The sequence below is a fragment of the Sphingobacterium populi genome (assembly GCF_001586775.1).
Lineage (GTDB): Bacteria > Bacteroidota > Bacteroidia > Sphingobacteriales > Sphingobacteriaceae > Sphingobacterium > Sphingobacterium populi.
Genome location: NZ_LQXS01000008.1, coordinates 1 through 15,378, shown reverse-complemented (window position 1 = coordinate 15,378; position 15,378 = coordinate 1). Strand labels below are relative to the sequence as shown.

Here is a 15,378-nt window from a genome sequence, read left to right as displayed (position 1 = left end):
AATTGAATCAATAATATGAAATTAAGTTTAGGTTTTTCTCCGTGCCCGAATGATACTTTTATCTTCGATGCATTGATTCATGGCAAGATCGATACGGGCGATCTTTTGTTCGAGCCGAGCTATCAGGATGTAGAGACACTGAACCAAATGGCCTTTGCGCAGCAACTGGATATTACCAAACTAAGCTATCATGCATTTGCCTACGCGGCCAAAGATTACGAATTGTTGGATGCGGGTAGTGCATTGGGCTTTGGCGTCGGGCCATTATTGATTACGAAGGATAAAGATCTTGCCAAGCGTTTGTCGAATTGCGCTGGGCAAGATTTGCCAGCAGATCTGTTGGATTTACGCGTTGGTATTCCTGGTAAATATACCACGGCCAACTTTTTGTTGGGATTGGCTTACCCGCAATTGACCAATAAACAGGAGTTGGTATTTTCTGATATTGAAAATGCCGTACTCGATGGCCGAGTCGATCTAGGGCTGATTATTCACGAAAATCGGTTCACCTACAGCGAACGCGGTTTGTCCAAAGCACAAGATTTAGGCGAATTTTGGGAACGAGATACCGGATATCCTATCCCATTAGGTGGTATCGTGATCAAAAGATCACTGCCGCAAGTGGTGAAACAGCAGGTCAACAAACTCATCGCGGATAGCGTACGATTCGCCTTTGCTAACCCGAAGTCGGGCTTAGATTACATTCGCAGTCATGCCCAAGAAATGGAAGAATCGGTGATGTACCAACATATCGATTTGTATGTCAATAAATATTCCGAAAATCTGGGTGAGAAAGGGCGTGCTTCCGTCAACTATCTATTTAGCGAAGCGGAGCGGCTACAATTAATCCCGCCGCGCACGCAGGATTTATTTTTAGCTTCGATCTAACATTCAGGGAGACTGAGCGGCACTTTTACGGCGAGTCCACCGTCGGCAGTCTCCTTGTATTTTACGTTCATATCCTGCGCGGTAGCCCACATCGTGCCGACGACGGCATCCAAACTCACTTTTGCTTTTTCTGGATTCGATTGCAATGCTAATTGTGCTGCGGTAATCGCTTTGATGGCGCCCATCGTATTACGCTCGATACAAGGAATCTGTACCAATCCTCCAATTGGATCGCAGGTCAGTCCCAAATGATGTTCCATTGCGATTTCTGCGGCCATCAATACTTGTCGCTGCGAGCCGCCAAGGCATTCGGTGAGCGCACCAGCCGCCATGGCCGACGAAACGCCAATTTCGGCTTGGCAGCCGCCCATCGCGGCGGAGATCGTAGCGCCTTTTTTGAAAATGGATCCGATTTCGGATGCGGTGGCAATGAACTGAATTATTTTTTGTTCGTTGAACGCGTCGTAAAAGGTAATGTAATATTGCAAAACCGCAGGAATTACGCCTGCCGCGCCATTAGTCGGTGCCGTGACTACGCGACCAAATGAAGCGTTTTCTTCATTCACCGCTAAGGCAAAACAACTCACACAATCCAAAATATAACCAAAATCTTTACCGCCGGCGCGGATAGCTTCCAGCCAAGAAGCAAAATCATGGTAAGGGCGATCTTTAACAATACGCTTATTGAGTTTGGTAGCGCGGCGCTCTACTTGCAACCCACCAGGCAGAATGCCCGTCGTATGGCAACCTTTGTAAATGCATTCCTTCATCGTTTCGAATATATTCAGAATGCCTTCTTTGGTTTTCTCTTCGCTACGCCAAGCTAATTCATTTTCTAAAACCAGCTCCGAGATTTTCAATCCTGTTCTTCTGGACCAAAACAAGACATCTTCGGCGCTATCCATTTGAAATGGAAGATCAACTTCCGTAGTCGTAGCACCTTGTTCTTCTTCTTGCACGACGAAGCCGCCACCGATAGAATAATAGGTTTCGCTGACTGCCGAGCCATCCTTCAAAAAGGCCTGAAAACTGACCGCGTTGGGATGAAAAGGCAGACTTTCATTGTACAAGAACAGCATGTGTTCGTTATAAACGAAGTCGATTTGATGCTTTGCGCCGAGTTCTATTTTACAAGAAGATTTGATGCGATCTACCTTCGGAAGCACATCATACACGTCAAAAGTAACTGGATCATCACCGCTCAAGCCCAATAATATAGCGATATCGGTACCATGGCCAATGCCAGTTTTGGCGAGTGAACCGTATAATAATACGTTGATTTGCTGTACGTTTTCTATTCCAACTCGTGTATCTATTGTTTGTACGAACCGCTGTGCGGCGCGCCACGGTCCCAAGGTATGAGAGCTGGACGGGCCAATGCCGATCTTAAACATGTCGAAAATAGAAATCTGTTCGCTAGCCATATGCAAATTAATAATATCTCAAAAATACGGGATAAAAAGCGTCTATTTTTATTAATTATGAAATATTAGTTGATAATTAATAGCTCTCTCAATACTTCATAATTACATGCCAGATCCAAACTTGTACTTACGCGATATGGTAACCGGCAACTTGCCTTCCGAACGGATGTCTTTAAACAGCACTTTTGCCGCAGCACGTTGCATAAAGGCTTCGTTCTGATAAGCCATTATGATACTGCCGCTTTGGCTCACATCAACATTATTAAGTGTGTAAGGGTTGGCATGTACGATTGTAATGGTGTTTTTGTTGGTAACCTTGTCAAGAAAGTTAGTTACATCTTCTGATAGCGGCAGCGTACTTTGCGGGCGGCTACGTGTTTCGTGAATCGCGAGGATTACTTGGCCATATTTGCGAGATTCCATCAGGATTTCTTGCAGGCGTTCTGGTGATTCGTTGTTCGATACGTATAGTTGCATGATACCACGCACTCGGCTGGCAATTACTTGTTCTAAGGCTTGCGGCTTATTGATGCCCACACTGATCAATAAGGTTGGGCGGCCACGGTTGAATGAGTTAATAGCACGCTGAGAACGCAACACCGTGATCGATGCCTCCGCGAGGCGCTGTACAAGCTGTTTTGAGGCCGTGCTATTCAAGTCGTTGTATAGATTTTTGGTGGATACAGGTTGGTATTTATCCAGTCCTAACCAATACTTTGTTGCTAGTACTTTTTTTACTCGACGATCTATATCTGCTTGCTTTATGCTGCCGTTTTTAATGGCTTGCTCGATTAGCTGGATCGCGCGGCCACTATTTTCTGATATTTCCAACAAATCGTTGCCCGCTTCTATGGCCATCACATCGGCACGACCATTGGGGAAGAATTTCGTCACGCCTTTCATATCCATCGCATCAGTTACCGAAAGACCTTGAAAACCCAATTCATTGCGCAGCAAATCGGTCACTACTTTCTTGGAGATGGATGACGGAATGTTGGGCGTATTATCTAATGCCGGAATGTGCATATGTGCCACCATAATTGCTGGTGCGCCTGCACGAATCAATTCCCGAAAGGGAAATATCTCCAGCTCGTCCAACCGTTTCTTAGAAAAATCTAATTGCGGGAGATCGTGATGCGAGTCGACATCCGTATCACCATGTCCAGGAAAGTGTTTGAGCGATGCGACGATGCCGCCAGCTACCATACCGTCCATGTAGGCTTTTGCTTTACGCGTTACATTCTCCTTATTATCTCCAAAAGACCGATAATTGATCACCGGATTCTGCGGGTTGTTGTTAATGTCGACCACTGGCGCAAAGTTGAAATGCATGCCCAAGCGTAGAAAATCTTTGGCAACCTGCCTGCCCATGTCGTAGATTAATTCGTCGCGCTGGATAGCGCCTAAAGTCATTTGATAAGGATACGAAGTGGTCGAATCGGCAAGGCGCATTCCTAAGCCCCATTCACCATCAAACGTAATTAACAGTGGTACTTTGCTGTCTTTCTGATAGCGGTTGAACATGTCTGCATGCCGCACCGGACCGCCTTGGAATACCACCAATCCGCCTAATTTCTCTTGCCGAACAATACGACCTACAGAATCCACATAACGAGCGCCCCGATCGGTGTGCGCTCTAATGAGTAATAGCTGGGCAATGCGTTCACGAGGCGTAAGTTGCTCAAACGTTCGTTCTACCCATGCGTGAGATTGATTAATAAACGGAACGAAATCGCGTTTGCCCTGAGCATAGCTCAACGATATGAACAGCGAAAGGTAAGCGATCAGGAGTGAAATATGCTTCATTCGTAGATTAAAAGAGCGTAAAAAAGGAATTAAATCAATTGATATTTATCTTCGATCAGCTGAGTAAGCTCTTCGGCATTTTGCAATTCGCCACAGGCTTCCTTCTTCCACAGCATATCAATGATCAGTAATAAGTATTGTGTTTCTAACTCAGGTTTGGCATAGCCCAGTTCCTGAAAGGCTTTTAAGATGATTGGTTGTACAGGTTTGATAAAGTGCTCATGCTGCATTCGGGAGAGCTCATCGTGCGAAAGGCGTTCCTGCATTTTCCAAAACAAAGGCTCTTCTGCCACCAGCTTATTCGGCAGCAGAATCATGTTGCGCAAAAATTCCTTCGCGCCGCGATAGGTAAGCATACCTTTATGATGCATTACGACACGGCTATATCCTGTTTTGATGATGAAAGATAACAGTCGATCTTTATTGCCAAAATGTTTGAAAATCAATGCTTCTGATACACCGGCCTGAAGAGAGATTTCTTTAGTGGATGTGTCGGCAAAGCCTTTGTTTGCAAATAAAGAGGTTGCGGTCTGTATAATTCTATCTTTCCTGCTAAGGACTGTTTCTTTCATAGCCAACTGTCTGTGACAAAGATATCGAAAAATGATATTCCTTGTCATGGGTATCGTGTTATTAAAGTATGCGACCGCCTTTTTGTAGAAAAATTTCCTTCTTATCCATAAACGCCGTTTTGTCGATTGGCTTGGTGGCTCTGGAAATAATCGCGGTTTTAAAACCTGCCTCCAAGCTATCCATGGCCGTGTAATATACACAGTAATCTGCTGCCAAGCCGCATACATGTATTTCGGTGATTTCTCTGGATTCCAGGTAACCACGCAATCCCGTGTTTTTTCGTTTACCATTGTCAAAAAAACCACTGTAACTATCGACCTGCTTGTCGGTTCCCTTTCTGAAGATGGCTTCTATGTTAGTCGTATTTAATGCAGCGGCTAACTCGGCTCCTGCCGTGCTTTGCACACAGTGATCGGGCCAGAGCGTTTGTTCAAGGCCATGCAGTTCGATCTGATCGAAGACCTGCGCACCCGAATGCTGACTAGCGAAGCTGCCGTGATCTGCCGGATGCCAATCTTGCGTCGCTACCACGAGGTCATAGTCTTTCTGCAATGCATTGATGACAGGAATGATTGTATCACCGGCTGGCACTGCCAAAGCGCCTTCGGGAAGAAAATCGACCTGCACGTCGACAATGATAAGTGCTTTCATACTCAAATATAACTAATCAATAGTTAACCGATAGCCTACGCCGCGGATGTTTGTAATCTTGATTCGCTCATCCTTGGATAGGTATTTTCGAATACGGCTGATGAAGACATCCAGACTGCGCCCCGTGAAATAGGTGTCGTCGCCCCAGTAAGTGCGAATGATTTCTTCGCGCGGAACGACCTCATCCTTGCGCTCGAATAAGCGGCGTAGCAATTCTGCTTCGCGAAACGACAATTTCTCGGTATGACCATCGTGGCTCAGTAAAAATTTCTGTGTGTCAAGACGGTACGTGCCAATCTCATAATGTTGCTGCTCGTAGTGCTGGCGTGTGGCGCGATGTGCAGATTCAATCCGCACAATGAGCTCCTCGATCTTGAATGGTTTGCGGATATAATCGTTGCCTCCGAGGTGAAATCCTTTCACCAAATCGGCCGTTTGTGTCATCGCTGTGAGAAATATGATAGGAGTTTTGAGGTCGATCTTACGAATTTCGGTGGCCAGAGTAAACCCATCCATCAGCGGCATCATCACGTCCAGTACCATTACATGTGGACTGAATTTTTTTAATATTTGCAGCGCATCCTGGCCATTGACCGCATGTTTCACTTCAAAACCGTGTTCTTCTAAGCTTTCTCCTACGATCATGGCCAAGCTTAACTCATCTTCGACATACAATATTTTCAGCATATAAGTTTTCCTATTTGATGGTGGGATAATGTTGAGGTAACGTGAGGGTGAAAGTGGTTCCAGTGCCTTCTGTGCTATCTAGCGTTATCGAGCCTCCGTGCTGATGCACGACTTGTTGCACATAGGCTAACCCAAGGCCAAATCCTTTGACGCTGTACAATTCACCATTCGGTACCCGAAAAAATAAGTCGTAGATATTCTTTTGGTACAATTTGGGAATGCCAATGCCGTTATCACTGATGGCGATCTGTACTACTTTTTCCATCGCATTCAGCGTAATTGTTACGTGCGGTGAAACAGACTGGTTGTACTTGATCGCATTATCGATGATATTGGAAAACGTATTGCGAAGATGCGCGACGTCACCATTCAGCACCACAGTCGACGGGTGTGTAGGCCGGATCAATTCTATCGTAACATTATTGACCAGTTGGAATGAATCTACTATTTCCTCGAGAAGTGCAATAAGATCAAATTGGGAGTAAGTAAAGTCGATACCACTACGGACATTGCTGTTGAACTGTAATACATTTTCTACCATTTGGCTTAGATGCTCTAATTCCCGTTTTGAAATGGTAAGGTAGCGATTCCATCTTTCGGCATCATGTTTAGCACCAGAACGTTGTAATGCTTCTACGGCAGCACTCACGGTGGATAGCGGTGTTTTCAATTCGTGTGTCATGTTCGTCACAAAAGATTGTTGCAATATCGCCAACTTGTTTTGCTTACGAATAGTCCTGAACAGCGCAAGGAATGTACCAATCAGTGCAATGAGTAGGAGTAGCGAGAAAATGATTTGCCCGATCATGTTACTTAAAATATGCTGCCACGTTTGTGATAGCTCCGCGTATAGATAGATGTTGTTTTCAGCATTGATTAGAATTGGGCGCGTGGTAAGTACATTTCGTTCTTGCCGATCTCGTAGATTAAGAACTCCTGCACGATCCATTTTATGCAGTTTGAGTATGGCATTAGCTAAGAAAATTTCTCGATCCGCAAGTTCCTGTTGGTATTCTTTTGACAACGTATCTAATGCGGCTGCTGAAAGCTGTGCATCTCTTCCTTGCAGCATCCAATGATTTATTTCTCTGGGTTTACGCTGCTCATCCCTACCTTGAGAACGCTCACGGTGCAAATCGCGATAGATTTGACGAATACTATCTTGCCTACGTGTGGCGTTTCTTTCCATCCAAACGTATATACTATCAGCAGCAACGTTCGGATACACACGTTTGATATCTTCAACCAAGTTTTTTTGCGAACTGCTGCGCGTATTATTAGGCGTAATATCATGCCGGGCGTAGTAATCATTCAACGTACTAAGCAACGCTTGATCCGCTTTGGCAAAGGTCAATTCCCGGTGATCATCGTATGAGTTATATAACCAAAAACTTAATACAGAGAGTATTCCCGCGGTAATTATGACAATAAGTAAGGCTAGGACTTTGTGGTTTTTTAGCATGATTAAAACAAATTTAATTTAGTAGCTTTGCACCGCATAGGTAATTGTTGATTTTTAACAAAATATAACACTGATTAACAGTAATGTTCGGTTACATTTGCAATTCATTGGTTTTTATGGTTAAATACTTCATATTTATTGCTTTCGGATTCGTTTTTGTCGGAGCTAATTTCTTGTTATCTAGTTGTGAGAAAGATATGAGTATTGCGTTAAATAACGACAACGTAGATGCTCTAAATTTAGCCTCCATGGACTCCCTGTCTGTGCAGATTACTAACCTATCATTGCAGCATATTCCAACTAATGGAGCAGGAGCTATTTTGCTAGGTCGATATTTCCGTGAAACTGCTGGAAGTGTTACTGTTACGCCGTATTTTCAGGTCGAACCAGAAAATTATAACTATAGTGATATTCCCGACGATGCTCGTTTTGATTCCATAAAATTAGTACTCCGTACACACAATCAATTGCACGTGCAAGGTGATACGACCAAGCGTCATTCCATAGCAGCTCATCGCCTTACACAAAGATTAGTAACTACCAACTTGCAATCTGGCGGATTTAATAGTGCAGGCATTCCTTTTTATGTGCAAGCGCCCGCAATATTTGGTCACCAAACATTTCAGCTAGATCAGACACCTTTGGGTAGCTTAAATTATCTGCCTAGGCCAGGATCTAGACAGCGTCTCGAAATTCGATTAGATGACGCGTTTGGTAAAGATCTGTTCGATAAAATGCAAACCGACGATGCACGAGTGCTTTCTGCTGCTAACTTTGCGGAATATATGAATGGTATTGCAGTGGTACCACATGAAGAGAATACAAGCGTTATTGCATATAATGATACAGTCAGAGCCGAAATTCACTACTCGTATGTAGGCGCTGGCGGATTTAGAACTTCTGCTACTAGAAATTTAGTAATTCGTGATTATAGCCTTAAGTATAATCAATATACTGCAGATAGATCAGGAACGCCCTTTCAGGGTTTGTCAGACGCGTCGCCCGTACCTGGTGCGCAAACGAACGGTATTGGTTTGGTGCAAGCTGGTACAGGAGCCGCAGTTCGTATAGACTTTCCCGCTCTACGCACCTTTCTCCAAACTTCTGGTATAGCCATAAATAAGATGGAGCTGGAAGTAGAAGTGCAATCAAATCAAATCGGGATGTATCCGTTGTCTTCTGGGCAAGACGCGCCATCTTTGTATCTGGCTAATAGTGGCGGAATAGCGTTGGATTTCATTCGGATACCATTTACAAATGAGATTCAGCGAGGACAATTCGTAGCGGGTAATAATACTGGAAGAAATGCCAGATATACATTTAACTTAATCGAGTACGTTCGTACAGTTAATAACGAGTCTATCAGCGATCGCCACTTAGTATTATCGTTTCCGCCAGCTTCTTTGGTCGGAACTGCAAACTCTTTGCTTATCGCTACAGACGGCAATAAACCTAAAATCAAATTAAACATCTTATACACAAAATTCAATTAGTCATATGAAGAAGAAAAACTGGCTAGCATTACTTTTAGTTGGTGCGATTGCGACGACATCTTTCCAATCCTGTTCGAAAGATGACGATGAAACGGTTACAGGAGACACTGGTCCTGTAGAATGGACTAGATCCACAGTAGCACCAGAGGATCCTAGAGAGGGTGCCGCATCTTTTGTGATTAATGATCAAGCATATATGGTTGGTGGTATTACATCACTTCCAAGTAGCACACGTTTGAATGATGCGTGGGCTTTTAACGGATCACAATGGGAACCTCGGGCAGAATTTGCAGGAGGCGTGCGCAATAGCGCAGTTGGCTTTGCTATTGGCAATGCTGGCTATGTGGGAACAGGATATGATGGCGAAACTGCTTTAAATGATTTTTATCGTTTTGATTCGGCCTCAAATACGTGGACTAAAATCGCTGATTTCCCTGGTACACCGCGCGTAGAAGCAACTGCATTTTCACTTGGTGGATTTGGATATGTTGGCCTTGGTCGTACAGTAGGAGGTAGAACATTTAGTGATATGTATCGCTACGATCCGTCAAATGACACATGGACTTTGGTGCCGACTCAATTTGGATGGACAAGAACAGGTGCATTTGCTTTTGTAATTGGTGATAGAGCATATATTGGTGGTGGTAGTTTTAATAATCAATTGCCTGAAGATTTTTTCTCTTTTGATGGAACAACCTGGACCAAATTGAATGACTTGAACCGTAGCGATGCCGACCAAACTTATGATGTTAGACGTTTTAATACATCTACATTTGTGATCGGTGGCATGGGATACATCGTAAGTGGTAGAGGACCTGCTGGATTGGTAGCCAATGTATGGAAATATAACCCAGCTACTGATGTTTGGACGAATGAGCACCAAGCTATTCAAGGAGCTGGAGCTCGCGAGAAAGCGATAGGTTTTGCACTGGGTAACAGGGGTTTTATCTCCACCGGTTCTAACGGCACAGGAGTTTCAAGCTTTTTTAATGAGACGCTAGTATTTACTCCTGTAAGATAATAGGCAGTAACTAGTCTGCTACTTCCGCGAGAAAGGATGTAGCTATAAAAAAAGAAGAGCGGGATGATTGATAATCATCCCGCTCTTCTTTTTTTATATTCAGTAACGATAAATCAATTGATAAGATTTATGATCCTATCAATTGATTTTTGTGTAATAATTCTGCGATCTGAACGGCATTCGTTGCAGCACCTTTTCTTAGGTTATCTGCTACCACCCAAAGGTTAAGCGTTTTATCTTGAGATTCATCTCTACGAATACGCCCAACAAATACCTCATCTTTACCATGTGCGTCTTTTGGCATAGGATATTCCAATTTCGCTGGATTATCGACTACTACAATTCCTTCTTGTGCTGCCAATAGATCGCGTACTTCTTGAAGATCAAAATCATTTTCGAATTCGATATTAACCGATTCGGAGTGACCGCCAATAACAGGAATACGTACGGTAGTTGCCGTTACACGGATGGAGTCATCACGCATAATTTTATTAGTTTCCTTAATCATTTTCATCTCTTCCTTGGTATAACCATTGTCTTGGAAAACATCAATCTGAGGAATCACATTAAGATCGATCTGGTGTGGATATGCTTTTTCACCGTCGACGCCCGCCCGCTCATCATTTAATTGCTTTACGGCAGCTACGCCTGTACCAGTCACCGACTGATAAGTAGAAACTACGACACGCTTAATTTTATATTTCTCGTGCAATGGTTTCATCACCACCACCATCTGAATAGTAGAACAATTCGGATTAGCAATAATCTTATCTTCCGAAGTTAACACATCGCCGTTTACCTCAGGAACGATCAATTTCTTCGAAGGATCCATACGCCAAGCTGATGAATTATCAACTACGGTAATGCCCGCTTCTGCAAATAAAGGTGCAAATTCTGTCGAAGTACTGCCGCCCGCGGAGAACAGCGCCACGTCTGGTTTGAGTGCAATAGCGTCTTGAGCAGTTACCACCTTATACTTCTTCCCCTTGAACTCGATTTCTTTACCCTTACTTCTTTCTGAAGCTACCGGAATTAATTCTGTTACTGGGAAGTTTCTTTCCGCCAATACTGTCAACATTTCTGACCCAACAAGACCTGTTGCGCCAACTACTGCAACTTTCATAAATAAATTATTGTTTAACTTTAAAAAAATAAACCAGATTAAGTATATTTAACACGTAATCAACCCCAAACATACTAAATTATTTGGATTCTTATTCTAAAATCTACCTTTAAAGTAGATTTTAATATGCGTAGAAAAAGACTTTGAAAGCAATCGTCACTTTATGTAGTTTATACCTCCTTTGCTGTACCAGCTGTACTACTTTTTTAGAAGAGGAATCGACTTATATAGCCCCGCACCCCATCATCAATGAAATCATGATGAATCCGAGTGGGAATGATCTGCCCATGCGGGAATGGTTAGAACTATACAATCCCTCTAGCATAGCAATTTCATTAAAAAACTACACGATAACCTACAATAACAGGACTTTTCAGTTTCCAGATCTCTATCTGCCAGCAAGGCAATACATCATCGTTACTTCCGCGCAGAATGAACAGGCATTTATGCGGTACGGCAATGTGTGTGGAATTGTGGGTTGGCCGACGATGAGTAATGCCGGAGCGACGATTACGCTTGCCCACGATCAAATAGGTACAGTCGATCAAGTTTCATACGCAGCCAACTGGTATGCCACTGCGGCAAAAAGACGTGGTGGATGGAGTTTGGAAAGAGTCAATCCCGAATTCGGTTGCAACCCTGCTCGTGCATGGCAAGAATCGGAAGCTAGGGAAGGCGGTACGCCGGGTGCGAGAAATAGTGTGTATCGTGCAGGGGCAATTCCTAATGTACAAATATTACGAACTATTATTCAAGATCAACAACTCCATTTCATCCTAAATATGGACGTAGGGAGTATTATTAACATTCAGCAGGTACAAATGCCCATCGAGCTTCCACAGATACATAGCTGGTCGATTTCAAGAGATACAATACAGCTTTCCTTTAATCAGCCACTTCCAGTTGGTATTCCTTACGATGTGGCGATTACGAGCGAATTTTGTGGAAGAAATGTAATACTGTCACAGACCGTTTTTCAAGAAGCACACCTATTATATAACGATGTCGTCATCAACGAAGTGCTTTTTAATCCATATACAGGTAGCCCATCTTTTGTAGAGATTTACAATCGCTCCGCAAAGATGATGAATTTACAAGGCTGGCGATTAGGAAATAGAGTAATATCTACACAACAACTGCTTTTCCCGCCAAGTAGTTACCGGGTCATTACGACCAATCCAGAACAGCTCCAAAAAGATTATCCCAGTGCGATGCTACGTGATGTAATAGTTCTCCCAAGTCTTCCTGCTTATGCAAACCTGCAAGGCATAGTTACACTTTTCTCTCCCACGGGATTGATGGATAGTTTACGATATACCGCTGCAATGCATCAACCTTTTATTCGCAATGCACGAGGTGTTTCGCTAGAACGGATTTCGCCAGCTGCGCCCACTAATGAAGCGGGTAATTTTATATCCACTTCCACCTATAGTGAAGGCGCAACTCCAGGCTACGAAAATTCTCGTTTTCGTGCAGGGACAATTACCAAAAACAACGTGTACCTTGCCGCACGAATCCTCAATCCTAATAGTGATGGCGATGATCGATTTTTATCTATTCATTATGAGTTCATTGCGGAAAATACCATGATCAATCTTACTATCTACGACGATAGAGGGCGGCCGATAAATCGTCTCGTACGTAATCGCGGCGTCGGGTATACTGGCAGATTTATTTGGGATGGAATTCGAGAAGATGGTAAGCCTGCTTCATCAGGCGTGTATATAATGTCGATGGAAACGTATCATGATAATGGACAACGGCAAACCTTCAAAGAATCCTTTTTACTGCGAAATTAAGGTACGCTTCAAAAACAGCCATTTGCCATTTTAAAGAAGGTCTCAAAAAACAGTATATTTGCATCAAAATAAACCGTTTTGAGGTAAAAATGGCTGTACAATTCGCCAATTGCAACGACAACGGAACAATATGAATAAATCGAAAAATGGGAGAACGCATATTAATACTAGGCGCAAACGGACAAATTGGGTCAGAATTGGCCGCCGCACTGCGTCTAAAATTTGGTGTAGATAACATCATTACCTCAGATATCCGGGAACCGCGTGAACGCGCCGAAAACGAGATTTTTGAGTTGGTGAATGTATTAGATAAAGATCGCGTAAAACAACTTTTTGAGCAATACCAACCTACACAAGTCTATTTATTAGCGGCTATGCTTTCGGCTACAGGAGAACAGTATCCTCAAAAGGCTTGGGATTTAAATATGAACGGCCTATTAAATGTATTGGATTTGGCCGTTGATTTAGGTATTAAAAAAGTTTTTTGGCCAAGTTCTATTGCCGTATTCGGACCACATTCACCAAAGGTAGATACACCTCAATATTGTGTGATGGATCCCAACAGTATTTATGGGATTAGCAAGTTGGCCGGAGAAAGATTGTGCGAGTATTACCATAAAAAATATAACTTGGATGTACGCAGCATTCGTTACCCAGGTGTTATTTCTTGGAAAACAGAACCGGGTGGTGGTACCACGGATTATGCCGTGCATATCTATTTCGAAGCTTTGCGAAATGGCGCATACACCAGTTTCCTATCCGAACAAACGGAATTGCCGATGCTATATATGCAAGATGCGGTGCGAGGAACGCTAGAATTGATGGATGCTCCAGCAGATAAGTTAAGCATTCGCTCCAGTTACAACCTGGCAGGAATGAGTTTCACGCCAAAAGATATCTCCGAAGAAATCCAAAAAATTCTTCCTAGTTTTGAGATATCCTACACAGAAAATGATCCGAGGCAAGCGATTGCAGATTCTTGGCCAAAACGCATTAACGATGATTATGCGCGGAAAGACTGGGGCTGGAAACCTTCCTTTGATCTAGAAACCATGACGAAGGATATGATTGAAAATCTAAAATCAACGATATAACAATGGGTAGAGCCTTTGAATTTAGGAAAGAAAGAAAATTTAAGCGTTGGGCGAAGATGGCCGTTCAGTTTACGCGTCTAGGCAAGGAGATTGCGATGGCCGTAAAAGAAGGTGGCCCGAATGCAGATAGTAATTCGCGCCTGCGTACTGCCATGCAAAACGCCAAGGCGGTTAACATGCCAAAAGATCGTGTGGAAGCTGCTATAAAACGCGCTTCGGAAAAAGATGCGAAAGGCTATGAAGAATACGTGTATGAAGGATATGGCCCACATGGTGTGCCTGTACTGATCGAAACCGCAACAGATAATACCAATCGTACCGTAGCCAATGTAAGAAGCTATTTTACCAAAGCGGGCGGTTCATTGGGTAAAACAGGTTCGTTGGATTTTATTTTTCAGCGCAAATCAATCTTTCGTTTCCCTGCACCAGAGGATTTGGATGTAGAAGAGTTGGAATTGGAATTGATCGATGGCGGTTTGGAAGAGCTTTATGTGGAGGCCGATGAAGAAGGCAACGACATAGTAGTGGTGCAAACTTCGTTCGAAGATTTTGGTAATATGCAAAAGCTGCTAGAAGAGAAAGGCATCGAAGTTTCTTCGGCTAAGTTGGAGCGTATTTCGCTTTCTCATTCTTCATTAACCGAAGAACAGGCTGCAGATGTATTGAAGATGATCGACAAAATCGAGGAAGATGACGATGTGCAGGCCGTGTACCATAATATGGACTAAGCAATATTGATATGCATAAAAATCCCTGCGAAGCCACTTTCGCAGGGATTTTTTTTTACTTTTGATCATGCTCAGTTTTGAAGAGTTCTTCCATAAGAAAAAGATTGACCTGACTGCTTTGCAGGCAGGTGAGCCAGCGTTGCATGCGGAATTTTTGAAGCATTACGCGGCAATGGGAGAGAAGAGCTTTGATCATACTAAGAAATTTTGGTTCAATAAACTTCGAAAAAGGTATTTGCTCGCCGCAGGTGAACCGGCGCCTATTCCAGAGAAACCATTAGCTACCTCGGATTCATCGATTAAGCCTGTCTCGGAAGTTGTGCCAGCTGAGCCATCAGCAACCACTGCCAAACCTGCTGGTTTCAAGCCGCGCTTCAAAGCTGGTGCTAAGAAAGTCGTTGCGCCGGAATCTGAAAAACCAGAGGAAACGATTTCTGCAGAAAATAAAACGGAATCAACTTCTGCTGCGGAAGAAAAACCAGCAACAGAAGAATCGGCTACGCCGATTAGTAAACCCGCTGGGTTTAAGCCTCGCTTCAAAGCCGGTGCTACAAAAACCGTTTCTACCGAGCAAACGAAGCCAGAGGAAACCATTTCGCCAGAAAATAAAACGGAATCAACTTCGGCTG

Annotated in this window: 14 protein-coding genes; 7 read left to right on the top strand and 7 right to left on the bottom strand. The window is 43.4% G+C overall.

The features are described 5' to 3' along the window. Positions 1 to 15: 15 nt before the first annotated feature. A complete protein-coding gene (locus tag A0125_RS14805) occupies positions 16 to 888 on the top strand; it encodes a 1,4-dihydroxy-6-naphthoate synthase (protein WP_066758108.1) in 873 nt (290 codons plus the stop codon). Here A0125_RS14805 and A0125_RS14800 read toward each other — a convergent pair. From A0125_RS14800 to A0125_RS14775, 6 genes are all read right to left on the bottom strand, one after another. Beyond that, entirely contained in the window at positions 885 to 2,312 is a 1,428-nt protein-coding gene (locus A0125_RS14800) for an L-serine ammonia-lyase (protein WP_066758105.1), read from the bottom strand. The two genes, A0125_RS14805 and A0125_RS14800, sit on opposite strands and share 4 nt — an antisense overlap. Positions 2,313 to 2,414: 102 nt before the next feature. Further along, positions 2,415 to 4,118, bottom strand: coding sequence for a glycoside hydrolase family 3 protein (locus tag A0125_RS14795; protein ID WP_066758103.1), 1,704 nt, complete (start codon positions 4,116 to 4,118; stop codon positions 2,415 to 2,417). Between the two features lie 29 nt (positions 4,119 to 4,147). After that, positions 4,148 to 4,690: a TetR/AcrR family transcriptional regulator gene (locus A0125_RS14790; RefSeq protein WP_066758101.1), complete on the bottom strand. Its 543-nt coding sequence runs from the start codon at positions 4,688 to 4,690 to the stop codon at positions 4,148 to 4,150. Between the two features lie 61 nt (positions 4,691 to 4,751). Next, complete coding sequence (gene pncA, locus A0125_RS14785) at positions 4,752 to 5,342, bottom strand: bifunctional nicotinamidase/pyrazinamidase (RefSeq protein WP_066758094.1); 591 nt, start codon at positions 5,340 to 5,342, stop codon at positions 4,752 to 4,754. 12 nt (positions 5,343 to 5,354) lie between these two features. After that, positions 5,355 to 6,029, bottom strand: coding sequence for a response regulator transcription factor (locus tag A0125_RS14780; RefSeq protein WP_066758086.1), 675 nt, complete (start codon positions 6,027 to 6,029; stop codon positions 5,355 to 5,357). Positions 6,030 to 6,039: 10 nt separating this feature from the next. Continuing rightward, a complete protein-coding gene (locus A0125_RS14775) occupies positions 6,040 to 7,491 on the bottom strand; it encodes a sensor histidine kinase (RefSeq protein WP_066758082.1) in 1,452 nt (483 codons plus the stop codon). Positions 7,492 to 7,688: 197 nt separating this feature from the next. On the opposite strand from A0125_RS14775, the gene A0125_RS14770 reads away from it, so the two are divergent. Next, positions 7,689 to 8,984, top strand: a complete 1,296-nt coding sequence (locus A0125_RS14770) for a DUF4270 family protein (RefSeq protein WP_197464899.1) — start codon at positions 7,689 to 7,691, stop codon at positions 8,982 to 8,984. 4 nt (positions 8,985 to 8,988) lie between these two features. Continuing rightward, on the top strand, positions 8,989 to 10,005 hold the full coding sequence (locus A0125_RS14765; protein ID WP_066758079.1) for a Kelch repeat-containing protein: 1,017 nt from the start codon (positions 8,989 to 8,991) through the stop codon (positions 10,003 to 10,005). 127 nt (positions 10,006 to 10,132) lie between these two features. Here A0125_RS14765 and A0125_RS14760 read toward each other — a convergent pair whose 3' ends face one another. Then, a complete protein-coding gene (locus tag A0125_RS14760; RefSeq protein ID WP_066758075.1) occupies positions 10,133 to 11,128 on the bottom strand; it encodes an aspartate-semialdehyde dehydrogenase in 996 nt (331 codons plus the stop codon). 143 nt (positions 11,129 to 11,271) lie between these two features. On the opposite strand from A0125_RS14760, the gene A0125_RS14755 reads away from it, so the two are divergent. From A0125_RS14755 to A0125_RS14740, 4 genes are all read left to right on the top strand, one after another. Continuing rightward, complete coding sequence (locus A0125_RS14755; RefSeq protein ID WP_262507312.1) at positions 11,272 to 12,927, top strand: lamin tail domain-containing protein; 1,656 nt, start codon at positions 11,272 to 11,274, stop codon at positions 12,925 to 12,927. A gap of 146 nt (positions 12,928 to 13,073) precedes the next feature. After that, positions 13,074 to 14,021 carry an NAD-dependent epimerase/dehydratase family protein gene (locus A0125_RS14750; protein ID WP_066758068.1) on the top strand — a complete coding sequence of 316 codons (948 nt, stop codon included), beginning with the start codon at positions 13,074 to 13,076 and terminating at the stop codon, positions 14,019 to 14,021. A 2-nt stretch (positions 14,022 to 14,023) separates the two neighbouring features. Beyond that, positions 14,024 to 14,749: a YebC/PmpR family DNA-binding transcriptional regulator gene (locus A0125_RS14745; protein ID WP_066758061.1), complete on the top strand. Its 726-nt coding sequence runs from the start codon at positions 14,024 to 14,026 to the stop codon at positions 14,747 to 14,749. Between the two features lie 67 nt (positions 14,750 to 14,816). Further along, positions 14,817 to 15,378, top strand: a 562-nt coding sequence (locus A0125_RS14740; RefSeq protein WP_197464898.1) for a hypothetical protein, incomplete at its 3' end; no start/stop codon positions are given.